Here is a 21,360-nt window from a genome sequence, read left to right as displayed (position 1 = left end):
CCCGCACGTGGCGGGCCTGAGGTCAGTCGTATTCAGCGGCGGGTATCGCCGGGGGCGGCTCGTCGGTCAGGGCCATCAAGCTATCGAGCGTACGGATATCCCCGCGCAGCTTGTCGTCATAGCCGCTGCCTGCGATCAGGCTACTAACAGCCTTAGCGCGTTCGGCCTGGGCCCACTCGGTAACAGCCCGCCAGGTCGTGCTGTGCTTGTCGATATCAGCCATAGCTATCGAACCCCTGCTGCATGTTCCGTTCACGAGCCATGCGGTCGTTCTGACGCTCGGTCAGTTGCGCCGCGGTCTTGTCGCGCTCAGTCTGCAACTGGGCGGACGTCTCCTGGGCCTTTTGTTCCAACTTCTGCGACTCAAGCCCTAGCTTGGTTTCGAGCTGGGCCATGGTGATTCCCTGCTTGAGCGCCATTTCCTGGCGAGCAATCTCCTGCTGGCTCTGTAGCTGTGCCGCCCGGTATTCCTGGTCCCATTGCTGTTGCTGGGCCTTGAGCTGCATCTCGGCCTGGTCGCGCTGGGCCTCGCGCTGTTCTTTTTGCTGCTTGAGCTGCAGTTCGGCCATCTTCAACTGGACCTCGGGTGGCGGCTCCTCGCCTTCGCCCTCCTGCTTGATGTCTTCCTCGCTCTTGACGATCGCATCGACCGGCACCTGCAGCGTGCGCAGGATCTCCTTGTACAGCCCCTGCCAGTTGGTCATCTGCGCAAACAGCGGATTGTTGCCGGCGATCTGGCTGAGCATCATCAGCTTTTCCTGCTGCTCCTCGCGGGCGATGAGGACAGACGAGCCGCGCGCCACGATATCGAAGTCACCCTTGATCTCGGGGTCATCGGTGTAGGCCATGTGCCAGTCGTAGAAGCGGCGCACGGTGGGCTCGGTAATGCCGTCATCGAAGTTCTTCACCGCCGAGCGCAACACGATGTTCGAGTTGTTCATCAGCATCTGCATGCCGGTCGCCGTCTTGGCACCGGGGCCACCGGAGACGCCTTCACCCTGGAGCAGGATCGGCAAGTTGGTCTCGGTGTCGGCCATCTGCTGGGCCTGCTGGAAGATAGCGAACAGATCGCCCTGCTGGCTGGTGATGTTGTAGACCTGGAATGCATGGCCCACTTCGGAATCATCATCGGCGTACCACAGCTTGCGGGGGCGCAGCGTCCAGTCACCGTCTACCGGGGTGATGCCCTTCTTCTTCATCACTACCTGGGGGCCTGACGAGAGGCCTGCGTTATCCATCATCATGCGATAGGCGGCGTTGGCTACGCGCTGCGGGTTGCGCATCAGGTACGGCACACCGAAGCCAAAGATGCTGGAGCCGTCCTCTTCCCAGTTGCACACGCTGTAAGGCAGGTCACCGGAATAGAGCGGATTGATCGCCGCCTTGATCACATGCGGACCCACCATCAGCACGCAGCCGGTGTACTCGATCAACGGGTCTTCTTCGATGCCATCGCAGCCACAAGCGCGAAGCTCTTCCTTGTCGAGCGGGCCCCAGTATTCCCACAGTTCCCAGCGGCGGTCGTTGGCTACGGTATCCACGCCAGTGATGGCCCGAATGTCGTCGCGACGGTCGTGGCTAATATGGTGGTCGCCATCATCCTCAAGCGCTTTGCGCAGCTGGCCAGCCAGGACACCGGGAAGCTCGGCCAACTGACGCAGCTGCTTACGGTTGATCAGCTTACGCTCAAAGGCGAACTCGGCCTCCGACATGGATGCAGCGGACATATCGGGGAAGAAATCCCACGGCGAGACATGCTCGAGCCCGGCGCGAAACTCCTGCTGAATCTCCATGGTGCTCTGGCCGTACTCGTCTGTTACCCAGGCGCGGCGCGTGCGGTTGACCACGGTCGGGCCCTTCATCACCCCGGTACCCAACAGGCAGCTATCGGCGATCACGTCGCGGGCGATGGCGTTGTAGTGGGCTTCGGTGAAGTCGTCTGCGATGCGCTCGCCCATGGCCTTGGCGGCGTCCTCAACCAGTTCGCGCATCTGTGCCTTGTCGTACTGACCGCCTGAGGGCGACGGTACCGGCGTGGGCTTGATACCCCAGTTGCGGTCATCGTTGGGCAGTAGCATGTCGGACAGCCGCGCCTGCGCTGCCCGGGTCTTGTTGCGCGTGATGTTGACGAAGACCTTGGAGCCGCCGTTCTTCTCCATCCGTGCTGTCTGGTCGGGCGTGTACTCGCCATGGTACTGGCGAAGGTCAGCCAGCCAGCGCGTCTCAATCTGTGTCTTGGCGGCCACCTGGTCATGAGCGAGCTTGTGCAGCTTGCCGCCCATCATGTTGAGGCGTTCCTCGAGCTGCGCTTGCTCAGCGAGGCTGATGTCGTCTGTCGTCTCGACAGTCGCGTCATTCTGCATCGGGGTACCTGCTCAGTATCCGGCGGTGGTGTCGCCCGGCTGGGTGATCTGGTGCGCGCGTTCCACCGGTCGCGTGGTGGCGTGGTTCAGCCCCATGATCAGGTAGCGCGTGGCATCCATGAGGTGGTCGTTTTCTTTGACGATGCGGCCCTTCTCGTTGCGCCGGTACAGGCGAAACTCGCTCAGCCAGTGCTGCAGCGTGGAGAACACCTTGAGCCGTCCTGTCGATAGGCGGTCGAGCATTTCGAGTAATCCCGCTTCCACTGCCTTGTTGGCCGGGTGCAGGATCAGGCCTTCGTCCTTGTAGAGATTCATTACCCGCTTGCCGTCACTCTGGTTGGTGCCGGCGTAATCGATGTTCCCGGGAATCCATGAGCCCCGCATCTTGATCGCCTTGGCGTGCACGCTGGGCTCTGCCTGGCCGCGATAGTGCTCGCTGTACAGGTAGATGACGTCGGTATCCCGATCCCATGCGGCCCAGATGCCCGCCGTCTTGTTCCAGCCCACGTCGAGTCCGTAGAGACGCGCCCACCAATCGGGAAGTTGGAACGGCTCGCAGACGATGTCCTCTTCCGGTACGGGGTAGATCGCCCCGGCGCCCAGGCTGGGAATACCTTCGGAACGCGCCTTGATTTGGTGCGGGGAAAGCGACTTCATCAGGTCGGCCTTGTCTTGTTCGGAGAGATGCGGCACGTCATTCCAGCCCGCCTGAACCACATAGCGGCTCATGCCTGCGCCGGATCCTTGACGGTGAACACGGCCCCGGCGATACGCATCACCTGGCCGTGCACGGCACGCCTGTCGATCTTGCGAGCGATGCGCAGCCCGATCGTTCCGCTTTCAATGCCGCGCTCCTTCACCAGGGCTTCGATATGCTTCTCGGCCTTGGTCTTGTGCTTCACGTAGCGCGCGCTGGCCGGCGGCATTTCGAGTCCGGCAATGGCGCGCTTGGCGCCTGCCATCACCTTGGAGGAATAGTCGGTCATACCGGCTCCTGCTCATGTTTGGATTCGAGGAACGACACCACCAGCGGGGTCAGGCCCTGCAACGGCGTAAAGGTCATCATGATCATTCCGTGCGTGGTCATGGTCCGGACGAGCCCTTCCTCGTAGACGTCGAGTGGCACTTCCTCATCGGGCCAGAAGATATCCAGCTCGGTACCCTGGAAGATGCGCCGCCCCTGGTCATAACTGCGCAGCTTGAGGCGTGACCAGCCGCCGGTGATGTGCTTTACCGGGATCTCTTCGTAAAGGTTCGGAACGCCTCGGGCGGGCGTGGGCTTGCCGATCAGGCGACGCGGTATCAACCCCGCCCCCAACTCGTCGGTATTCCACAATCCGCCTAGCAGCTTGTGCTGGATGATGTCGCGTGTGGTCTGGCTGGTGTCGCCAGCGGCCATGGCCTCAACGGGGCGATCCCAGCGGCGCCCATCCCACCAGTCCGGGTACAGGCCGGTCAGGTGGTAGGTCATCTCGCCACCGCCGGCGATGGTCTTGCCTACCCGGTTGGCTGCCAGGAACAGTCGTTCCCGGTGAATAGCCCCGGCCCGAAAGAACTCCATGTGTCGCGGGTAGAGCTCACGACGCAGCGGCCCGTCATCGGGGAATAGCGACTCGATCAGGTTGTAGCGTCGCCGCCTGGCCTTTTCCTCGAGCAGCGCCAGGTAGTCGCGCTTTTCCTTCGGCGTCACTGCTCACCCAGCTGCGCCTGGTATTGAGCGATCTTGGCGTCAAGCTCGTCCTCGGAGAGTTCACGCTCGGGCGGAACATCGTCGCCATCCAGGTCGAGGCCATAGCTCTGGCGTTCCAGCTTGACGATGCGCTCAACGGCTTGGGTGCCGTAGCCCATGCACTTGCCGACATACTCCAGATCGACATCGACCTCGGCGGGCTTGCCTTCCGATACCTCAATGGTGCGCTTACCGGCAGCAATCTGCTCGGACAGGCGCTGGGCAAAGCTACTGGCGATCGACCGCCAGCGGACCAGCATCTCGCGATGGCCCTGGACGATAGTGGCGTTCTCGGTCGCCGCCATCTCGATAATGTCAGCATCGGGAAGGTCGGGCGGCTCGGATGCGGGACGGCTCAGCTTCTCCCGGGTGCGCTGCTGCACGGCCCCGGTCAGGTCCTTCTGCCAGCCCTCTTCGGCTGCACGGCGGCTGATCGTCGCCTTGTTCGGGCCATGTCGGTGCGAGAGTTGCTGCAGGCTGAAGCGTCCAGTCCTGAAGTCCTTCTCGATGGCCTCCCAGTCGTATCGTTGCTTCGCCATGGGGTGTCGCGGCCCTCACGGGCGGCGCCTCCGTAGAAAGGTGCGGGCGTCTCACGACGTGCCGCGAAAAAGGTCGGGCTCTATCTCACGACAGTGCCCTACCCCTTGCGGGGATTCGGTCAGGCTTTGGCCTGGTTATGTTCGGTAGTGCTGATATCGGTGACCAACTCCCAGTCATCTCTGAATGTGAATGACAGGGTGTAGTCCATGTCCTGAGAGTCACGAATACCGATGACCTCACCCTTACGGGTATGCATCAACACTGTCTTTGCGGCGTCATCCCACGTCCAGTAGCCGCCCCACTCAGGCAGGGTGATGGCATGGCCGCGCTTCATGTAGCTGTAGGCTGCCTGGAAGTGCATGGGCTACTCCTTCGGCTGAGGCTGGGCAATGGAACGAACCAAGGCCATGAATCCAGTCTCGATATCCGTGCGGGCAATGGAGTGCCAGCGCATAGCGTTGGCGTTATCCATCCTGAACCTGTCCTCGTCGCTGCCAGTGATGCTCTGACTGACGAGCACACCCCTCACCTTGCGATGAAAGGCCAGGCACTGAGCCTCTAGCGCCTTGGCCTCGTTCATCAGGTCGATCTCATCCTGAGTCAGGTCTCGGTAGCCGCTGATCTTCTTGTGCTGGTTATCCATAGCACTCACCTCGTCTTGATCCGATCCATCAGCCCCTTGCCGGAACTGCCTCGGGTAACTTTCTCGATCGTGCGTCCGCCGATATACCCACCTACACCCAAGGTCATCAGATCCCACAGACGTTCAGGCAGGTCGAGCGTGAGCGCCGAACCAAACATGGCACCCAGGTACGGCGCGATGATGTAGTTGTTGGCAACGATGGCCGTGATGACGAGCATCAGGATCGGGCGCCAGTTGCGCTGCAGGTAGCTTTCGCCATTGGCTTCCGCCGTAATCACACTGGCCTGTGCCTCGATACGAATTGCCTCGAGGTCGGCTTCGATCTTTCGCAGCTTTACGGCCGCTTCAGGATCGTCATGAATAGCGCGCGCCACTGCTTCAGGAGTGGGCTCAACACCCAGTGCCCTAGCGGCGAGAGAGCCAACTGCAGCCCCAGCAGGACCGCCAAGAGCACCGCCAACAACAGGCGCAACCTTCGCCACCGTTTCTGCGACATCGGACCATTTCACTGTCGTACCCCCTCGAGGGTGGATACCCGGCCGTCCAGGCCTTCGATCCTTTTGCGGATATCGTCGAAGTCCCGTTCGGCGTCAGCCTGGCGGTAGTAGATTTCGTTCCACTGGCGCAGCTCTCGACGCAAGTCTGCGATCTGCTGACCTTGATACATCAACCGCTCCTGCAGTACGGCAGTATTCTTGCCGAGGTTGACCAATTCGAGGCCGGCCCATGCCAGCAGGGCAACCAGAATGACCTGGATCCCTGTCTGTAGGTGTCGTTCAAAGACAGACGGTTTCACGTCGGCATCTCGGGCTGTCATCCCGCCTCCGGGCATTGCGCACCAAGTGATTGAACGTGACGCAGCGTGCGCTCATAGCGGCGCTTTCTGTCGTTTAGGCCATGGCGTCCGCCATTGACCTGCTGAGTCACAGTGATGATGTCTGCGCCAGGTGTGACGCGATCAAGCCAGTACCAGGCAGCCGCCATGGCCCCATGCCGGGGACAGCTAGCTAGCCGTTCAGGGTGCTCTGTGAGGGGAAGGCCTGTGGCCTCGGCGCAACGCGTGTAGTTATCGCGTCCGGTCAGTTGGATCGGTCCGCGCCCGATGAATCGCCAGCCGTCACCGGGCTGGGTGTTACCCATCCGACCGCCGTAGACCTCGTTGGCTAGGGCTTCGGGATTGCCCTCGAAGCGGTTGGCGATGCTCTTGGTGGTGAATCGGCTGGGCCAGACGACCATGAGCCTATCGGCGCTATACCAGAGCGATTCCTCGAGCCGGGTCAGGTCGCTGGACTCGTGTCCTATCTGGGCGAGGAACATCGCCACTTCGGCTGGCACACGGATCTTTGCCCATGCCAGCGCCTCGGACAGTTCGTCGGCCCACTCCGCCACATCAGGGCAGCGCGGCATCGCCACGCGCAAAAGCTCCGGCGAGACCGCCGGTCGAACCGCATCGATCTCGTCGAGCCAGTGCATAAATACCTACCTGCTGTCTCACGACAGTAGAAACGATAAGGCCCCGCCGGACTGGCAGGGCCTTGGATTGGGCTTTACCCTTGCGTCTTTCTCGGAAGGAAAAGCGATATGGGTTTAAGCATAAACGGGATTAGCAGCACCGATCCGCTCGCTGTTTACGTGCGAGTTTCTCAAGACCACCACCGCAGGGTGCAGCTCAACATAACAGCTAGAGAATACTTTTCCTTGTCTCTAGAGGACCGCGAGAAGGCCGCCAAAGAGCAATTAACGAGAGAGTTAATCGGAGCTGGCCAGTAACGCAAGCGCCCCGGCTCGGAAGCCAGGGCGCAGAATCGGATCATGGGTATAAGATAAGCGAAACGGATGCAGGTGTCTATATTGAAGAATGAATCTTCTCAGCGATCTCTGACTTAAATAACTCTAACTCTTCGCGAAAGGCTTTTGTTTTTGCTTGGAACGCGGGCAAGAGGTCCTTCCTGACCGTATTTCCGCCTTTGGTCGAATTCTGGTAGTAAATGATGAAACTCACACAATCCTTGCTTCGCTTTTCGAGCTCAGCGAACCGCTCGCTGAATTCAGGGAAGTACAAATGGATATAGGTCTGTACTTGAGCCCCGGGCCCTATATCTGAGACAGGCTGATGGTGACGCGAAAGCCCCTCTATGGCTTGTTCAGGGGTCAGCAACCCCAGCATGGATTGGCTGTGCCATAGAACATGGGTGTCCATATCCCTCTCTGAGCGCACCAATGCCATGTAAAGCGATTCAAGACGAGCCACTTTGGCGTCAGTCTTTGCATGTCTTCTACCCCAAAGCACTGAGGCTAAGGATGCAGCAACGCCACCGAATATAACGGTGGCAAGGAACTGTAGGACATCACTCGTTTCCACTTGGCTTACCATTTAACCGAAAGCTGACAAGAATATCTGTTAGGCCGCCTGCGGTAAAAGGTCAGCCACCGGCGCCAATGCCTCGGCTTCCCAGTTATCCAGCACACGAAGAATGCGCTCCCATACCGCGCCCCAGGTCGAGCGATCGGTGCGCGTCCAGAATCGAACCTCCACCTCGACGCCATACTCGTCCAGCATGAAGCCCTGCACCGCTTTGGGCGTGGGCAGCCCTGGCCGTGAATAAGGCCATGTCACCTGGCTGTGGTGGTACAGGGCGGCAGCGCACAGATACTTGAGCGTATTGAGCTGCTCGGCGGTAGGCAGCCCCTTGCCCTGACCTGGCAGCTTCACGCCTTCGGTCAGCAGTTTCGAGTACAGGGCCCAATGTACATGCTCGGCATCTTCGGCAAGCTCGTCGCGGGTGAAGGGGCCGAAGCAATACCGCGCTAGTGCCTGCAGGTGGATCGGCAATGACTCGACGCGACTCATCACTGCCCCGGCTTCCAGCCCATGCACAATTTTCCAATCGTTGTCAGGAAGGTGCCCCTCGTTGCTCGACTTCGATATATCCTCGAGCGCGGTGCGAACCTCGGACAGGCGCTGCTCGGTACGGCGAACGGCCATCTTCAGCTGCTCAATGTCGGGGCTGTTCACATCGGCATTGGCCAGCGCTCTCACGTTGCGCTTGTGCTCGGCAATCAGGCTGCGCAGCTTGGCGCCGTTGTTGCCGGTCTTCTCGCGGATCCGGCGCAGGTCATCGAATAGCCCGGCGATGGGGCTATTGCCGCGGCGTGTCTGATACGCGTCGAAAATCATTTGGCGTGCGCTTGAATATCTCATCCCCTATCCCCCGTTGCCCTAGCGTTGCCTAAATCGTTGTGTTGCGTTGTTTCGTTGCCCTTGGGCTTTGTGCTGAGCTCTGCCATCGCTTCCCTGACGCGTTCCCGAGTCACACCCGGCCATTGCCCTTCCCACTGCTTGAAGATGCCCTCACGCTGTCCCTTGCCTGCCTTGAGCATCTGCTTCGCGACATGCAGTGCCTGGCAATAGAGCAACCACTCGGCGTACTCCGGCGGGTAGCCGTTGGTCCCACCTACGGGGCGACCGTCCGGCCAGGTGCGGGGTGGCTCCTTCACCCTGCAATCGACCGCGCATCGATGAGTGTCAGGTTCCCGGTGTGGAATGCTCCGGTGTCGATGTAGTGGACATTGCCCAGCCAGGTCGCCTGCTCGAGGATGGTGTGGCCAACTACTACGGCATCGATGCCAGCAATGGGCGTCGTATCCATGCGGCTGATGCGTCTCCGGCTCCAGACAAGGTGCTGAGGATCGGCGGTTTCTATGTCGGCCCAATCGGCGGGCGGCTCTGCGTGAACCATGCCGATTCGCTTGCCGGCCACTTCGACTTCGCGGGCGTAGGGCAGGTATCGCAGGGCTTCCCCTAGGATGGACTTCACTTCATGAGCGCCTTCCAGGTAAACCCAGCTCCCGCCATTCATCTGCCACAGGTCCCAAGCACTTCCGGGGTCCTCAAAGGCGTCATGGGCCAATACCTCGTGATTGCCGAGCACGCCGTAGAACCAGGGCTCAAAAACGAGGGATAGGCACTTGAAGCTGTCAGCGCCCCGGTCGATCAGGTCGCCCACGGAGAACAGGCGATCCCGGGCCTTATCGAACTCGACGCCACGCATGGCCTCCATCAGCAAGTCGTATTGGCCGTGAATATCTCCTACAAAGAAGTCGCGGCCCTGTGCATTCTCTTCGTGTCTCTGGATCATGCCGCTTCCTCCTTCACTAAAACGATCTCCACCCAGGTACCGCTCGGTTGCTTGCGGTCGATTATCGGCGGGCGCACCTTCCACTCCCTCACGTACTCGCCACGGTCATCTGGAAGCAGGCCGGCGCGGACCAGGCCGTCTTCGATCGTCTTGCAGCTGATTGAGTAGTTGCCTGTATCTCGGATCCGCTCCTTCGGGCCCAGGCGGGGCGTGAAGAAGAGGTCTACCTGGTCGCTAATAGGCGGCAAGCCCGATTCAATAACCGCCTGCTTGGTGAGCAGGTCGCACAGCTCGACCTGGCTCTTGTGCTTCCGCCAGTGCTGACGCAGCGCCACATTCGTGGATGGGCCGATATAGGGAACGAACAAGCGCATCAGTCGCCCTCCATCAGGTGAAACCGTTGGGCAACCAGTTCGTCGGCGACTATGGCTGCCGCCTTGGAAAGCTCTTTGCGCGCTGCGAGGTATGCGTAATGCTGACCCTGGGTTTCGCCGATTTGAAACAGCTCGTTGGCGGCATCCATATCCGCCTTCGCCTTGGCCAGCCGTCGCCCTGCCGGGCTACTGATCGTCATCACAGGCGCACCCCCTTGATACTGATCACGCCAAGCTCAAGCAGCCGGCGCCATGTGCGGGTCTGAGCACGGCGGAAGTACCACTCGCGTTGTCGGTACTCATCTGCTGGCCATCCTCTCGAATCGCCATCGATGACGTTGTGGCAGTTGGAGCAAGCGAACACGGCGGATATGTCATCACTCTTGCGGCTGATCCCGTGCGACTCGTCAGGCAGGTGCGCCAGGACGGTCGTTTCCTCGCGATGGCTGCAGACACCGAGGATCTCGAGCGTGCAGCGCTCGGCTCGGGCCGCATTCCGCATAGCCTGGGATTCAACGCGTAGGGTCTTGAGCATCAGGACGCCTCCTCTTCATCAGCCGGGTCGGCAAACAACTCTTCGCACGTCTCCTCGAAGAGGCAATCCTCGCAGCGAAGGTCGCCGTCATCGTTGAAGCCGATAGCCTCGTCACCACACTTCTCGCATTCGCTCATGCCGCCTTTGCCTCCCGGTATTCTTCATACGCTGCCAGGGCTCGCTCGCTCCACTGGACGCCCAACTCAACGCCGGTGGCGTACAGGAACTCGATGAACGCCGCGGCCTCTGCCTTGCGAAACTTCGTCGTGGTGGGGCGCACGTAGACGGGCTCCTTGGTTTTCCAGTCCCAGACCTTCTCGCCCGGGCTGGCCAGTGGTGTGCCCTGCTCCTCCATCTCGAGCGCGAACTGGTTCACGAGCACCGCTTTCACACCATCTGCGGAATAACCACGAAACGCCTGGTGGTGAATGTCACCGATCATGGCGTGGAACTTCGCGTTCTGGCCTTGGCCGCGCCCAGGGCGGCGTAGCACTAGCTCGACCGCCCCTTCCTCAAGCGCCCTGCCTGCCATGCGTGCTGCCATAGCCAATGTGTTCTGAAGATCGCGTATCGACTCGATGCGGTAGGTCAGCTCCTTACTCACTGCTTGTCCTCCGCATACAGGTGGGGCTGATGCCGACGCATGAGACTCTCGATCTCTTTGGCTCGGCACTGCTCGAACAGCAATTCCTTGCTGACTTCCATCCCCTTCACGAAAGCTGTCGCTATGTCGTGTTCGTCGATCTTCTGGCTCGCCTTCACCTCTATAGCGATCGTGACCTGCCCTGTGAGGCGATCAGCAACGGTGCGCAGCGACCATGCCAAGCGTGACCGCCAGCTGCCGCTCGGGCTCATGGATGCAGCCAGGCGAACCTTGGTACTTATCGGGACGATTCTCACGCATCACCTCCCAGTACCTTGCGGACCTGCTTCATCGCCTCGGCCGGATAGACGCCCTTGTATATCCAAGTCCTGAAGGTCGTCGGATTGAAGCCGGCGGCTCGGGCAGCTGCCGATTTGCTTCCGTGACGGGCGATGAGTTCAGCAACCAAACGCGCGCCCTCAGGATCGGTAGGGCCAGGCCTCCCGCCCGGCCTCTCGCCTTCGAGAAAGGGGCTCTTGACCTTGCGCACCTTGCAGCCCTTTCCGAGCACTGACTTGGGCGGCAGCGGTGCGCCTTGTTCGTGGGCCGTGAGTCTCACGCCGCACCGTCCTCGCCGCCCCAGGCGGACATCAGCTTGTATTCGTGAGGTCGGGCACTACCAGGGCCTGATACTTCGCGGCTGACGATCGTTATGCCCAGGCCACGTAGTTCGCGGATACGGGCGCTGATCGCGGCATGGCTGTCCATGCGTCCGAAGCGCTGAAGGATGGCCTCGCCGATTTCATGGAGTTGCAGCCAGTAGGTTGCGTCGCGCAGCACCAGGTGCACCCGGCCGAGCTGGCTTTCGGGATTCTCAAGGCGGTTGATGCAAGCCTTGGGCTTGAGCTTGGTCACGGATCCCATCAGGCACCTCCGGCGATAAGCGTGTGGAGTAAGGCCACCTCGACAGCCACGGCCCCCGTCAGGGCAGCCGCGGTCATCAGCCAGACCAGGGTTCGTAGTGAGTTCATGCAGTGCCCTCCTCATCGAGCATCCCGCGCATACGCTGAATGGCCTCAGTTCCGGACTTGGGGGGCTCTTCTCCCCTGTTCGCCCAAAACTCACGCATCCGGCGCTCGGATTCCTCATTGGCCGCCGCCTCTGCACGCTCAAGAGCGGTTTTCATGTCGTCGCATTCGATAAGCGCAACGCTGGACACTTCCCCGCCTGCAATCACGCGGTTGCAGATGGCTTCGTATTTGGCGTGGAATATCTTGCGTAGGCGCGACCTCTCGATGTCGCTGGCTACGTGACGCAAATCCCAGAAGCCTGTTGCCGATCCGGCCTCACGCACAGCCTCGTGACTCCATGCGTGTCCGCTCACATTGCCTGCATGGGAGCAGGCTTCCATGAATGCCACCTCGGGATCAGGCAGGCCAAAGTCAGACATGCTGGGCTTCAGGCGTAGACACAGCTCAGCAATGGACGGAGGCCAGTTGCCGCCATCGTTCTTCACGCGCTCAATGGCCATGTCGAGTCGTTCCTGTGTCGGCAACGAAGACCAACTCGCCATCGATAACGCAAGCTCCCGCTTCGCCAGATTCAGCATCTGGTCCGTTGTGAACGACATCCGCCAGGTCCTGGGGAATATCGCCTCCATGCGGGTAAACACTCGGTTCACTAGCTTGCCGATCAGCGCCTTCCGCTCCTCCTTCGTCGAACAGACCAGCCGCCCAGGAGGTGTCGTATGGGTCTGCGAGGCTTGCTGCGACACGATCTTGTTCTGCGCGGCGCTGACTAGCTGGGTTGCGGTCTTCATGGCGGGCTCCCGTGCGGTCACGGTTGAACTGGAGGGCTAGGGTTTTCCACTGCTTGCGAAGCTTGGCGGGGCTGAGGATATTGGCTTGCCAGAAGTCGTTCTGGGTCGCCCATTCGAACAAGCGGCGTATGTGGTCAGGCTCGCGCTCGTCCTGTTCTCGCATCAGTCGGATCGTGTTCGCCCAGGAGGTCAGGCTGCGTTTTTCGGAGCCTCCCGGCAGAGCATCGACAATCTCGCCCATCCAGGCCGCGATCTCGTGATCGACAGGCTCACCCCACTGGCGGCGCTTGCATGACGACTCTCTACCGCTAGGTAGAGAGGAATTACCGGACCCGGAAGGGTGGCGGTGTTGTTCGTTATTACGTGGCGCTCTCGTGGCGGTGTTCACCTCACCAGAGGCTCTACCATGGGGGTTTAGACGTGGCGGTGTTTCCGTGGCGCTCTCGTGGCGGTGTTCGTCAGCGTCACAGCTGGCCATTGGAAGACGAACCTCCATCGGCGCAACACCTTTCTCAGTGCAGTGCAGACGCTCAATGAGGCCAGCATCCACCAACTTCTGAACCAGACGCTTTAGCTGATCCTTGCTGTAGGTGATCGGCTTCTCGCGGCTGTGTTTCGGCGGGTGATACTCAAGCACCTCCCGCATCTGCGTGTAGCTGATCTTGCGCACACGTCCGGTGATGCCTGTGGCGTAGTCCATGTGCTTGCGTATGACGCGCAGATAGAGAATCTGGGCATCATGAGGAAGGCCATCCAAGGCGTCCTCCTCCAGCTCGTTCCAGCGCCATGAGTTCACACGTGGGCGCCTCTCTTGCGTTGGGAAGTGAAGGATGTTCTCAAGCGCGGTCATGCCGCACCTTCCATGCCCGCCAGGGCGAGCAGGTCTGTAAAGCGCTTCCGGTACCAATGGGGCTGGGTCTCTCGAGGAGATTGCGGGCTGACGACGTTCTTACCGTATTTCTGACCCGCGTCGGTGATGCACCAGAAGCTCTTGGTCTCCCCGCCTGACGTCCGACGGGATCGACGCTCAAGGAGGCCGATCTCAGCCAGGACCTGGTTGAAGCGTGCCGCACTCATGCCCACGCCATAGTCGTGCAGCAGTTGGGTCAGGCTGGCGGTATCCATGGCGCCCACGTGACCCGGGGCGCTGTCTTCGGTGTAGTCGGGCAGAAAGCTGGTATCGGCGCCGATGGCCTGGCCGGCCTTGCGAAGCATGACCACCTTTCCGGAATCGGAAGCGCGCAGCAGATTGGCGGCGCACTCAACCAAGGCCAGGGTGGCCGGGACGTTTGATTGAGTCAGGGCGGTTTTAGCCGCGCTTTCCTCAAGTTCTTGCCAGCGATCCACCAGGCGGGCGGTGAACTCGGGGGAGAGCTGGGCCACGACCACATAGCTGTCACGCTTGTTGACGTGGTAGACAACGCCTGGCCGGCCGCCGGTGTCCTTTTCCCCCACTGGGGTAAAAGCGATCAGGCCCCGATCTGCCAGCCGCTCCATGGACTGCTTCACCTTGTCGTGACGAGACTCGACCACCTCCGCAATTTCGCGGCTGCTCATGGTCGGCTTGCGATGTTCTGTGAGTTCGTTCATGATTTACTCCATCACCTGTTCGTGATTCGAAGCCCGGCACGCTCCCCAGCGATATGCCGGGCTTCTTCGTTTCTGGGCCAGCCCTATAAGGGCCTCGTATTGCAGTGACGGGCCTGGGCCCGCCCGTTCAAACAACCCGCAATGCAGGTCGTCCTTTTTTCCGCAGCGCATAGAGCTGATCCTCGAGCTGCCCCAGGCACTGCTCCATCACGATGTCTGCTGCGGTAACGCCACGCCTCTTGGCGCGTTCCTCTGCTTCTTGGCGCAGGCTTGGCCGCATACGGGCCAATGCGCCTTGCACTACCGATTGGTCGATCACGATTCGACTCCAGGGCCTGTCAGGCCGTCAGTTGTTGCGCCAAACTCCTCATCAGGCCCTGTTCAGCCATACGAGCGAGCAATGCCTCGAGCGCTTCCCTGCCCTGGTCATCAAGCGGCTTTCCTTCCGCTAGATCCGCAAGCAGCTGGGCTTGCCGGGCTCGTCGCGCCTCATGCGCTTCGAGTACGAGGTCATGGAGATACGGAGCCAGGCGTCCCTCGGTGCTCATCGAGGCTGAGGCCTGGAGGAGCTCAAGTTCCGTATCGGTAAAACGCACTTTCACCACGTTGCTAAGGTGTTCGCCTTCCGGTTTGCGGCGGCGATCGTCAACCAGGTACTGAGCCATGGTTCTTCCTTTTTTCGGTCAGTCATCGGCGGTCGCGGCCTTCCCAGGCAGGCGGTCAATAAGTCAGGCGGCAACCGGTTCGGCTTTCAGCTTTCCGTCGGTAATCCGCTCGAGCTGGAACTGGCGAAGCGGAGGCACCGTTTCGCCCCACTGGGTAATTGCGGACGGAGACAGCCCCAGCGCTTTCGCCAGATCTATCTTCTTGCCGCCGAAATGCTGGATTGCGTCTTCGGTTTTCATGGGAGCCCTCCTGTATGGAAATATTTAAGCATGCTGAAAGCAAGGCCGCAAGCATGCTTAACGATGCTTGCTTTAAGCTCGCTAAAATGAGCATCCACAACCGAATTGATCAGGCCATCCGCGAGAGCGGGCAGTCTAAGAGCGCCATCGCCAAGGCGTGCGGCGTCAGCCCGTCTGCTGTAACGCAATGGCTAAGCGGAGAGACCAAGGCCCCCACTGCCGAACGCCTGCTGAAACTGGCGAGGGCTACGCGTGTCTCGTATACGTGGCTAGTTGATGGAAAAGGCCCTATTCGGGGCTTCGACGAGTTGTCACAGAAGGCTATTGATGCTTTTGACGGCGACGCTGAAATACTAGATACGGAGTTCGTGGAAAGCAGCGAGCCTGTAAGTGCTGATGAGGTCTGGCTGCCGATCTTCCGTGAAGTCGAGTTCGCCGCCGGCGACGGAAGTACGCAGGTGGTTGAGAACCACGGGGCCAGGGAGCGATTCAGCCTGCCCCGGCTTTACCACTACGGCGTGCAGCCGGAGAACGCCGCCCTGGCGACAGTAAGGGGCGACTCGATGCACCCTGCCATCACTGACGGCGCGACCATTGGCATCGACAAGGGAAGCCGTCACATCGAGGACGGTAAGGTCTACGCACTCGACCACGATGGCATGTTGAGGGTTAAGCGCCTTTACCGGCTCCCCTTGGGGCGCGTACGCGTCGTCAGCGACAATGCCGAAGAATTCCCCGAAGAGGTCTATAGCATGGCCGATCCCGACGCCCCCAAGATCCTGGGCCGTGTGTTCATGTCAGAGAACCGCCTCTGATTCGCTGACCGCACCCAGCCAACCCGCCTAACTGGCGGGTTTTTCACGCCTTCCTGTTTAGCTTACTGAAAATATTTCAGCGAAGCTCTTGACTGGTCATTTCAGTATGCTTAAATTCACTAACACGGACACAGCACAAAACGTCCCAGGCCCTCACAGGCCGACCCGAGCCACCGGGGAATGTGGCCGACGTTGCGAGAGGCAGCTCCGCACCTCGGGGTTACAGAGGGGACGCTTAGACGCGGCGAAGGAGCCGTAGGGGCCGGAAGCCCCCGCAGATATCTTGCGCAGCCGAGTGGGGACTGGGGGAAACCCTGGGAGCCCAGCCGTCAGCCTGACGGTGCCAAGCAGAAGGCCGAGTTAATGAGCCTTGCAGTATCAAGCAGGGCTCGCTCGAAAGCCGCTTCGATGAGGTGTCTTTCGTGCTACCGGCGCTTCCCCCCGCCAGGAGCACCGCCCTGGTATATAGCGCAGTGTGTGTATTGAGGCGTGAAGGAATTGGCTTTCTTGTTCTTCCGCAAGCTAGCAGCTGTTGACCTGCAGGATTTGCAATAAAGAGAGGGAGACTTCCAATCGACATGAATGTGAATCTTTCTGCTGCACATTTTACAGAGCTTGGTAATCCACTTTCGGCTTTTAGTCGGCTCGGAAGAGCAGGGAAACGTAGGAACAGTTGGGTCGTGAATATCTTTTCGCTTCTTAAGGTTTCCGCTCTTCGTCCGCTCAGGACTAGTCCCGGAAGAAGAGGGCCGCTTCTTACCCTTCTTCTTCCTTTTCACCTGTACGGTTACGTCTCTGCTTGGAATTGCAGGATCAAATACTTCGGGCGGGTATTCGGGCTGGCCTAGTTGTTCTCGCCGCTTCTCAAGCGAAAGCCGCGCAGCTTCTGAGAAATCATAAGTATCCAGCGTAAGTTTCTTGGCTTCGCGCTCAGATTGGGCAATCTGTTCTTTGAGCTGGGCCAGTTTTTGTAAGTTATTGGCGTCCACTTTGCGACTCCCTGCTTTGTACATAACCACTATTACCAGCGCGGCTAAACGGTCGCAATTGTTGATCACGGTCGCCTGAGGCGGCGCAGGGATCGTCGACTCTATTAAATCTATATTATTCATATAATTACGTGAATACATGATCAAAATGAGGCGTTCTTGTCGGCGCCTCTGCCAGCCCTAGGGCGCACCTGGGGCCATCGGGATAGGCATCGCGACTCTTAGGTTATGCAGTCTAGCGAGCGGAAGGCCGCTCAAAGCAGGGTGCGGGGCCGGTGTCTATCCCGATGCGGTAATCACGTCTAGCGGCGTGCCGCATCACCCTTCAGTTCCCTGCGTACCTGGGCCACTTCGGTGGCCCTTTTTTAATCCGGAGGTTCGCCATGATCCCGATTCATCGCGGCAATGTCGTGACGCTGGTCCAAGAGAGCGCCCGCGTGGCGGACCTCGTTCCAGCGGGCCAGCGCCTCATCTGGCGCCGCCGCACCGAAGACGACAAGCCAATGAGCGTAGGCGAGACGGCCAACGCTCGACGCGAGGCTGAATACGTTGCCCGTCGCAACGGCTTGAAGGCGCCCCTCCTGCAGCTTTGGAAGGTGCCGTCATGACCCCTGATCTATCCCGCGCCGCGGCTCAAAGCGCCCTGGTGCGTCGCATGCTGCTCGAGCATGGCAGAGAGAAAGCCGTCGAGACGTTCCTGTTCGAACGGCGCCTGTACCGAATCACCGTTGAGCGAGTGCCGCCTGAAGAGATCCCCGAGGCTGCTCGCGAGTTTCTGAGGGAGCACCACGATGCCGACGTATGAATGGGCCCGAAACAGCCACGCGATCGAGGATGCCCGCGACGACCGCGACGCCGTGTTGGTCAGCCAGGCGGTGGCCTGGGCGGTCTGCGGGGCTCAGGCCGAAGCGACGGAGCTGTATTCCGCGCTGGCGGATGAGTTCTTCGCTCAGGGCAACAACAACGCGAGCTCATGCGAAACGAACCGGGCCATCGAGATCATCCTCGATGCCTATCTGGAAGAGCAGAAAGGGAGGGCTGCGGCGTGAAGAATGCAGATATGCCAGCAATGCCGCTGGCTGAGCCAGAGATTTGGGTGGATTCATTCGATCCCTCAAAGGGCACAACCGAGGCGCACGGCCTCACCAAGCGCGAGGACTTCGCCAAGGCTGCAATGCAGGGATACACAGCCGCAGGAAGCAATGGCATGCCCTCGCCGGAGGAGATTGCGAGGCTTTCTGTAGCCACAGCCGACGCCCTGCTCGACGAACTGGAGCGCACATCATGAACATGACCCTCCCTCTCATCGTCCGCGGCCGCCCCTTCGACACAACCCAGCGCACAAAGGAAATCATCGAGGCCGTCGATGACGGTAACGCCGATGCGAAGCTGTCGTTCGCCGAGCACGTTCGCGATGAAGGCCTGCTGGGCACCTGGTACGACAACCTCGCGCTGACCACCACCATCGCCCAGCTGATCGAGCACTACCTCACTACCGACGACGGCCGGGCTGAGTTGCGCGCCTGGGCGCAGCAAGTCGCCGAGGATCAATACGAAGCGGCTATTAGCTATCAGTACGAGGCGGCGTGAGGTGATGAGCATGACGCAGACAAACGACCAACACCTGGCGATTTGGAGCCGGGTCGAGAAGACGCCTACCGATGCGGTGAAGCCGGCCAAGGTCAACGGCCAGAACATTACCGCCATCGACACCATGCACATGGTCAAGCTGGCAACGAAGATCTTCGGGCCGGTGGGTATTGGCTGGGGGTATCGCATCGACGTGGATCGCTTCGACCAGGGCGCGCCGGTACTGCTCAAGGAGACGGTGATCGGCCATGAGCAGACCCACACCTGCCAGTTAACGCTCTGGTACGAATGGGAAGGCAAGCGCGGCGAGGTCACTCATTTCGGCCATACCCGGGCGGTCTACATGACCAACAAGGGGCAGTTCATCACGGACAACGAGGCGCCGAAGAAGTCTGTCACCGACGCCATGAAGAAGTGCCTCAGTCAGCTGGGCTTCGCCGCCGACATCTACACCGGCCTGTTCGATGACCTGGGCTACGTGAAGCTCCGCGAAGCCGAGACGCGCCTAGAGAAGGCTGAAGACTTCGACGCCGAACTGCAGAAGTACCGAGATGACTACGCCGACTGGCTCAAGCGCGAGTGCGACACCCTGCGGCACAAGGTACCCCACCCGAAGAGCATCCAGCTCGCCGCCGACACCATGCTGCAGCGTATCAACGATCGGGCCAGCGTGGCTCGCGTCGATCCTGCCAAGGGTGCCGACATGATCCGCAAAGCGGCCGAGGACGGCATCGAGCGTGTTCTGGCCGAACGCCAACAGCAGAAACAACAGCAAGAGGAAGTGACTCATGGGTAACGCAGCCGAGAAACTCGAACATCCCCCTCAGGCTTACGCCAACGAGTTGGTTGAGCTCAACCGCGTCGAGAAGGCCATGGCCGAGCTTCGCGCCAAGCACGGCACCGTGCCGGATTACGGCACCAAGGAGGGCTACCAGAGCGGCAAGGCATCGCTGCGCGAGCTCACCAAGTACCGCACCGGTACCGACAAGGCTCGACTAGCGATCACCAAGCCACACCGCGACTTCATCGAGCAGGTGAACCAGTACGCCAAAGGTCTGATCGGCGAGATTGAACAGCTCGAGGCGCCCCACCGCGAAGCCAAGCAGGAAGAAGACGAACGCGCCGAGCGTGAGCGTCAGGCACGGATCGCCAAGCTGCAGGATCGTCTCGACAAAGAGATTGGCAGTTATCGCGACACCGCCCAGGGGCTCGACGCTGCGGGTCTGGCCGATCTACACGACGCCGCCCAGGGCATCGACACCGAGGGCTACTACGACCTGACCAAGGAGGCCGAAGACGCCAAGGCGGTGCTACTGCAAGAACTGCGCTCCATGCACGAGTCCGCTATGGAGCGCGAGCGTCTCGCGGCAGAACAGGCCGAGCTCGAGGAACAACGTCGCAAGCTGCGCGAGGAGGAAGCCCGACGCGCCGCTGAGCAAGCCGAACTTGAGGAACTGCGCCGATTCAAGGCCGAGCAGGAAGCCGCCAAGGCTCAGCCGGAGGCGCCGACGCCCGAGCGGGAGAGCAAGCCCATCGACACCAGTCGCCTTACCGAGGCCGCTCAGCGCTACCGAGTCCCGGTCGAGGATCAGGCCGACGTGAGCGAACTGATTACCGGTCATGAGCAAGGCCTGACCCGATGGGACGAAGCCATGGAAGATCTGATGGCAGCTGGCTTCGATGCTGCCGTGGCTCACCAGGTACTCAACGCCATCGCTGCTGGCGAAATCCGCCACGTTGCCTTCAATCAGGGCGACGCCTGATCAACTACTGGGGCCCTACGGGGCCTTGGTCGAGAGGATACGACTATGTGGTTTAAATCCCTGTACCTGTATCGCCTGCATGCCACGCCTGACCTATCCATCGACGCGCTACAGGAAGCGCTAGCGGAACACGCCTGTCGTCCCCTCGGTGGTAGCGAGGCGCGTCGTCTTGGCTGGCAGACACCGGCTGGGCGCAATAGCCAGCTGTACGTGCACGAGATCCAGGGGCAGCGCCTTCTATGTGCTCTTCGCCAGGAGCGGTTGCTACCGGCTGGTGTGGTGCGTGATGAAGTCGAGGAACGTGCGGCGAACCGTGAAGCCGCCGAGGGGCGCCCACTGCCTCGCAGAGAAAAGCAGGCGCTCAAGGAACAGGTCTACGAAGAGTTCCTCCCCCGCGCCTTCTACCGCAGCCAGCGCATCGATGTGTGGTGGGACACGACACGCAATCTGATCGCTATCAATACTGGCAGCCGCAAGCGCGCCGAAGAAACCCTCGACCTGCTGCGCATGACCCTGGGCAGCCTCAAGGTCACACCGCTGGCTACACAGACGCTGCCCGTTCGCGCCATGACCCAATGGATGATTGATCCCGCGGCTCGCCCGCCGATGCTCATCCTGGGTGATCGCGTCGAACTCAAGGCCAAGGGAGACGATGGCGTACATAGCGCGCGCCAGGTAGACCTCGACAGTGACGAGATACAGCAGGTCGTGGCTGGTGGCCGGGAAGCCACGCGCTTGGCGATGCACATCGAAGGCCTTGCCTCGTTCGTTCTGACCGATGACCTGGGCATCAAAAGCCTTCACTTCGACGACGCCCTGCTCGATGAAGCCAGCCAGACCGACGACGCAGACGATGCTGTGCTTCGCATGGAGACCGACTTCTTCCTCATGGCTAAGGCCCTGGGCGGCATGATTGACAACCTCATCGACTGGCTGGGTGGCGAGGCAGTTGGCCATGCGCCGCTGCTGGATGGCGTGTCGCC

The 21,360-nt window shown here is 60.5% G+C and carries 38 protein-coding genes and 1 pseudogene; 9 read left to right on the top strand and 30 right to left on the bottom strand.

Features of this window, described 5'->3' with window-relative positions:
* Positions 1–22: 22 nt before the first annotated feature.
* The 29 genes from JH15_RS12035 to JH15_RS11885 all read right to left on the bottom strand — a co-directional run bounded on the left by JH15_RS12035 (position 23) and on the right by JH15_RS11885 (position 15,220).
* Positions 23–223 (bottom strand): hypothetical protein, encoded by a 201-nt coding sequence (locus JH15_RS12035; protein WP_043530466.1) that lies wholly within the window; start codon positions 221–223, stop codon positions 23–25.
* The gene (locus tag JH15_RS12030; RefSeq protein WP_043530465.1) at positions 216–2,363 is read right to left on the bottom strand and encodes a hypothetical protein; all 2,148 of its coding nucleotides are present in this window, start codon (positions 2,361–2,363) and stop codon (positions 216–218) included. Before JH15_RS12030 ends, JH15_RS12035 begins: the two co-directional genes overlap by 8 nt.
* A 12-nt stretch (positions 2,364–2,375) precedes the next feature.
* Complete coding sequence (locus tag JH15_RS12025) at positions 2,376–3,092, bottom strand: phage terminase large subunit family protein (RefSeq protein WP_043530464.1); 717 nt, start codon at positions 3,090–3,092, stop codon at positions 2,376–2,378.
* On the bottom strand, positions 3,089–3,349 hold the full coding sequence (locus JH15_RS12020) for a hypothetical protein (RefSeq protein WP_043530462.1): 261 nt from the start codon (positions 3,347–3,349) through the stop codon (positions 3,089–3,091). Before JH15_RS12020 ends, JH15_RS12025 begins: the two co-directional genes overlap by 4 nt.
* Entirely contained in the window at positions 3,346–4,053 is a 708-nt protein-coding gene (locus JH15_RS12015; RefSeq protein ID WP_043530460.1) for a terminase large subunit domain-containing protein, read from the bottom strand. Before JH15_RS12015 ends, JH15_RS12020 begins: the two co-directional genes overlap by 4 nt.
* Positions 4,050–4,631, bottom strand: a complete 582-nt coding sequence (locus JH15_RS17570; RefSeq protein WP_052384076.1) for a hypothetical protein — start codon at positions 4,629–4,631, stop codon at positions 4,050–4,052. Before JH15_RS17570 ends, JH15_RS12015 begins: the two co-directional genes overlap by 4 nt.
* A gap of 119 nt (positions 4,632–4,750) precedes the next feature.
* Positions 4,751–4,993, bottom strand: a complete 243-nt coding sequence (locus tag JH15_RS12005; RefSeq protein ID WP_052384075.1) for a hypothetical protein — start codon at positions 4,991–4,993, stop codon at positions 4,751–4,753.
* Positions 4,994–4,996: 3 nt separating this feature from the next.
* Positions 4,997–5,275, bottom strand: a complete 279-nt coding sequence (locus tag JH15_RS12000; RefSeq protein WP_043530458.1) for an Acb2/Tad1 domain-containing protein — start codon at positions 5,273–5,275, stop codon at positions 4,997–4,999.
* Between the two features lie 5 nt (positions 5,276–5,280).
* On the bottom strand, positions 5,281–5,784 hold the full coding sequence (locus JH15_RS11995) for a 3TM-type holin (protein WP_197053315.1): 504 nt from the start codon (positions 5,782–5,784) through the stop codon (positions 5,281–5,283).
* Positions 5,781–6,092 (bottom strand): hypothetical protein, encoded by a 312-nt coding sequence (locus tag JH15_RS11985; RefSeq protein ID WP_043530456.1) that lies wholly within the window; start codon positions 6,090–6,092, stop codon positions 5,781–5,783. Before JH15_RS11985 ends, JH15_RS11995 begins: the two co-directional genes overlap by 4 nt.
* Positions 6,089–6,748, bottom strand: coding sequence for a glycoside hydrolase family 19 protein (locus JH15_RS11980; RefSeq protein WP_052384073.1), 660 nt, complete (start codon positions 6,746–6,748; stop codon positions 6,089–6,091). Before JH15_RS11980 ends, JH15_RS11985 begins: the two co-directional genes overlap by 4 nt.
* A 373-nt stretch (positions 6,749–7,121) precedes the next feature.
* The gene (locus JH15_RS11970; RefSeq protein ID WP_156105300.1) at positions 7,122–7,637 is read right to left on the bottom strand and encodes a hypothetical protein; all 516 of its coding nucleotides are present in this window, start codon (positions 7,635–7,637) and stop codon (positions 7,122–7,124) included.
* 39 nt (positions 7,638–7,676) lie between these two features.
* Positions 7,677–8,477, bottom strand: coding sequence for a hypothetical protein (locus tag JH15_RS17565; RefSeq protein ID WP_197053314.1), 801 nt, complete (start codon positions 8,475–8,477; stop codon positions 7,677–7,679).
* A complete protein-coding gene (locus JH15_RS11960) occupies positions 8,474–8,773 on the bottom strand; it encodes a hypothetical protein (protein WP_043530450.1) in 300 nt (99 codons plus the stop codon). Before JH15_RS11960 ends, JH15_RS17565 begins: the two co-directional genes overlap by 4 nt.
* A complete protein-coding gene (locus JH15_RS11955) occupies positions 8,770–9,414 on the bottom strand; it encodes a metallophosphoesterase (RefSeq protein WP_043530448.1) in 645 nt (214 codons plus the stop codon). The genes JH15_RS11960 and JH15_RS11955 overlap by 4 nt, the downstream gene beginning before the upstream one ends.
* On the bottom strand, positions 9,411–9,788 hold the full coding sequence (locus tag JH15_RS11950; RefSeq protein ID WP_043530446.1) for a hypothetical protein: 378 nt from the start codon (positions 9,786–9,788) through the stop codon (positions 9,411–9,413). The genes JH15_RS11955 and JH15_RS11950 overlap by 4 nt, the downstream gene beginning before the upstream one ends.
* A complete protein-coding gene (locus JH15_RS11945; protein WP_156105299.1) occupies positions 9,788–9,991 on the bottom strand; it encodes a hypothetical protein in 204 nt (67 codons plus the stop codon). The genes JH15_RS11950 and JH15_RS11945 overlap by 1 nt, the downstream gene beginning before the upstream one ends.
* Positions 9,988–10,323 (bottom strand): nuclease domain-containing protein, encoded by a 336-nt coding sequence (locus tag JH15_RS11940; protein ID WP_043530442.1) that lies wholly within the window; start codon positions 10,321–10,323, stop codon positions 9,988–9,990. The genes JH15_RS11945 and JH15_RS11940 overlap by 4 nt, the downstream gene beginning before the upstream one ends.
* The gene (locus JH15_RS18105) at positions 10,323–10,460 is read right to left on the bottom strand and encodes a hypothetical protein (RefSeq protein ID WP_156105298.1); all 138 of its coding nucleotides are present in this window, start codon (positions 10,458–10,460) and stop codon (positions 10,323–10,325) included. The genes JH15_RS11940 and JH15_RS18105 overlap by 1 nt, the downstream gene beginning before the upstream one ends.
* A complete protein-coding gene (locus JH15_RS11935; protein WP_043530440.1) occupies positions 10,457–10,927 on the bottom strand; it encodes a recombination protein NinB in 471 nt (156 codons plus the stop codon). The genes JH15_RS18105 and JH15_RS11935 overlap by 4 nt, the downstream gene beginning before the upstream one ends.
* A complete protein-coding gene (locus JH15_RS11930) occupies positions 10,924–11,223 on the bottom strand; it encodes a hypothetical protein (protein ID WP_043530438.1) in 300 nt (99 codons plus the stop codon). Before JH15_RS11930 ends, JH15_RS11935 begins: the two co-directional genes overlap by 4 nt.
* On the bottom strand, positions 11,220–11,525 hold the full coding sequence (locus tag JH15_RS11925; RefSeq protein WP_043530436.1) for a hypothetical protein: 306 nt from the start codon (positions 11,523–11,525) through the stop codon (positions 11,220–11,222). The genes JH15_RS11930 and JH15_RS11925 overlap by 4 nt, the downstream gene beginning before the upstream one ends.
* Positions 11,522–11,830, bottom strand: a complete 309-nt coding sequence (locus JH15_RS11920; protein ID WP_043530434.1) for a hypothetical protein — start codon at positions 11,828–11,830, stop codon at positions 11,522–11,524. The genes JH15_RS11925 and JH15_RS11920 overlap by 4 nt, the downstream gene beginning before the upstream one ends.
* Positions 11,831–11,933: 103 nt before the next feature.
* Positions 11,934–12,536, bottom strand: a complete 603-nt coding sequence (locus JH15_RS18235) for a hypothetical protein (RefSeq protein ID WP_231566432.1) — start codon at positions 12,534–12,536, stop codon at positions 11,934–11,936.
* Positions 12,427–13,575 carry a hypothetical protein gene (locus JH15_RS18345; protein ID WP_052384070.1) on the bottom strand — a complete coding sequence of 383 codons (1,149 nt, stop codon included), beginning with the start codon at positions 13,573–13,575 and terminating at the stop codon, positions 12,427–12,429. Before JH15_RS18345 ends, JH15_RS18235 begins: the two co-directional genes overlap by 110 nt.
* Positions 13,572–14,315 (bottom strand): Rha family transcriptional regulator, encoded by a 744-nt coding sequence (locus JH15_RS17815; RefSeq protein ID WP_081949002.1) that lies wholly within the window; start codon positions 14,313–14,315, stop codon positions 13,572–13,574. Before JH15_RS17815 ends, JH15_RS18345 begins: the two co-directional genes overlap by 4 nt.
* A gap of 127 nt (positions 14,316–14,442) precedes the next feature.
* Entirely contained in the window at positions 14,443–14,634 is a 192-nt protein-coding gene (locus JH15_RS11895) for a hypothetical protein (RefSeq protein ID WP_043530433.1), read from the bottom strand.
* Positions 14,635–14,653: 19 nt separating this feature from the next.
* Positions 14,654–14,980, bottom strand: a complete 327-nt coding sequence (locus JH15_RS11890) for a hypothetical protein (protein WP_043530432.1) — start codon at positions 14,978–14,980, stop codon at positions 14,654–14,656.
* A gap of 63 nt (positions 14,981–15,043) precedes the next feature.
* Positions 15,044–15,220 (bottom strand): Cro/CI family transcriptional regulator, encoded by a 177-nt coding sequence (locus JH15_RS11885; protein WP_043530431.1) that lies wholly within the window; start codon positions 15,218–15,220, stop codon positions 15,044–15,046.
* Positions 15,221–15,234: 14 nt separating this feature from the next.
* Here JH15_RS11885 and JH15_RS11880 point away from each other — a divergent pair, with 14 nt between their 5' ends.
* Positions 15,235–16,035: a S24 family peptidase gene (locus JH15_RS11880; RefSeq protein ID WP_052384069.1), complete on the top strand. Its 801-nt coding sequence runs from the start codon at positions 15,235–15,237 to the stop codon at positions 16,033–16,035.
* 425 nt (positions 16,036–16,460) lie between these two features.
* On the opposite strand, the gene JH15_RS18100 is transcribed toward JH15_RS11880, so the two are convergent.
* A complete protein-coding gene (locus JH15_RS18100) occupies positions 16,461–17,147 on the bottom strand; it encodes a hypothetical protein (protein ID WP_156105297.1) in 687 nt (228 codons plus the stop codon).
* 260 nt (positions 17,148–17,407) lie between these two features.
* On the opposite strand from JH15_RS18100, the gene JH15_RS11875 reads away from it, so the two are divergent.
* From JH15_RS11875 to JH15_RS11840, 8 genes and pseudogenes are all read left to right on the top strand, one after another.
* Positions 17,408–17,632, top strand: a complete 225-nt coding sequence (locus JH15_RS11875; RefSeq protein ID WP_043530429.1) for a hypothetical protein — start codon at positions 17,408–17,410, stop codon at positions 17,630–17,632.
* Positions 17,629–17,829 carry a hypothetical protein gene (locus JH15_RS11870; protein WP_043530427.1) on the top strand — a complete coding sequence of 67 codons (201 nt, stop codon included), beginning with the start codon at positions 17,629–17,631 and terminating at the stop codon, positions 17,827–17,829. Before JH15_RS11875 ends, JH15_RS11870 begins: the two co-directional genes overlap by 4 nt.
* Entirely contained in the window at positions 17,816–18,073 is a 258-nt protein-coding gene (locus JH15_RS11865) for a hypothetical protein (RefSeq protein ID WP_043530425.1), read from the top strand. Before JH15_RS11870 ends, JH15_RS11865 begins: the two co-directional genes overlap by 14 nt.
* A complete protein-coding gene (locus tag JH15_RS11860) occupies positions 18,070–18,312 on the top strand; it encodes a hypothetical protein (protein ID WP_043530423.1) in 243 nt (80 codons plus the stop codon). Before JH15_RS11865 ends, JH15_RS11860 begins: the two co-directional genes overlap by 4 nt.
* Positions 18,309–18,614, top strand: a complete 306-nt coding sequence (locus JH15_RS11855; RefSeq protein ID WP_043530421.1) for a hypothetical protein — start codon at positions 18,309–18,311, stop codon at positions 18,612–18,614. The genes JH15_RS11860 and JH15_RS11855 overlap by 4 nt, the downstream gene beginning before the upstream one ends.
* 10 nt (positions 18,615–18,624) lie before the next feature.
* Positions 18,625–19,410, top strand: coding sequence for a Rad52/Rad22 family DNA repair protein (locus JH15_RS11850; protein ID WP_197053311.1), 786 nt, complete (start codon positions 18,625–18,627; stop codon positions 19,408–19,410).
* Positions 19,403–20,377, top strand: coding sequence for a hypothetical protein (locus JH15_RS11845; protein WP_043530419.1), 975 nt, complete (start codon positions 19,403–19,405; stop codon positions 20,375–20,377). The genes JH15_RS11850 and JH15_RS11845 overlap by 8 nt, the downstream gene beginning before the upstream one ends.
* Before the next feature lie 45 nt (positions 20,378–20,422).
* Positions 20,423–21,325 (top strand): annotated as a pseudogene (locus JH15_RS11840) (recombination-associated protein RdgC); the annotation flags it as partial.
* Between the last annotated feature and the right edge of the window lie 35 nt (positions 21,326–21,360).

Source organism: Litchfieldella xinjiangensis (assembly GCF_000759345.1).
Taxonomy (GTDB): Bacteria; Pseudomonadota; Gammaproteobacteria; order Pseudomonadales; family Halomonadaceae; genus Litchfieldella_A; species Litchfieldella_A xinjiangensis.
The sequence above is the reverse complement of the archived record's forward strand: the minus strand, read 5'-3'. Positions and strand labels throughout refer to the sequence as shown.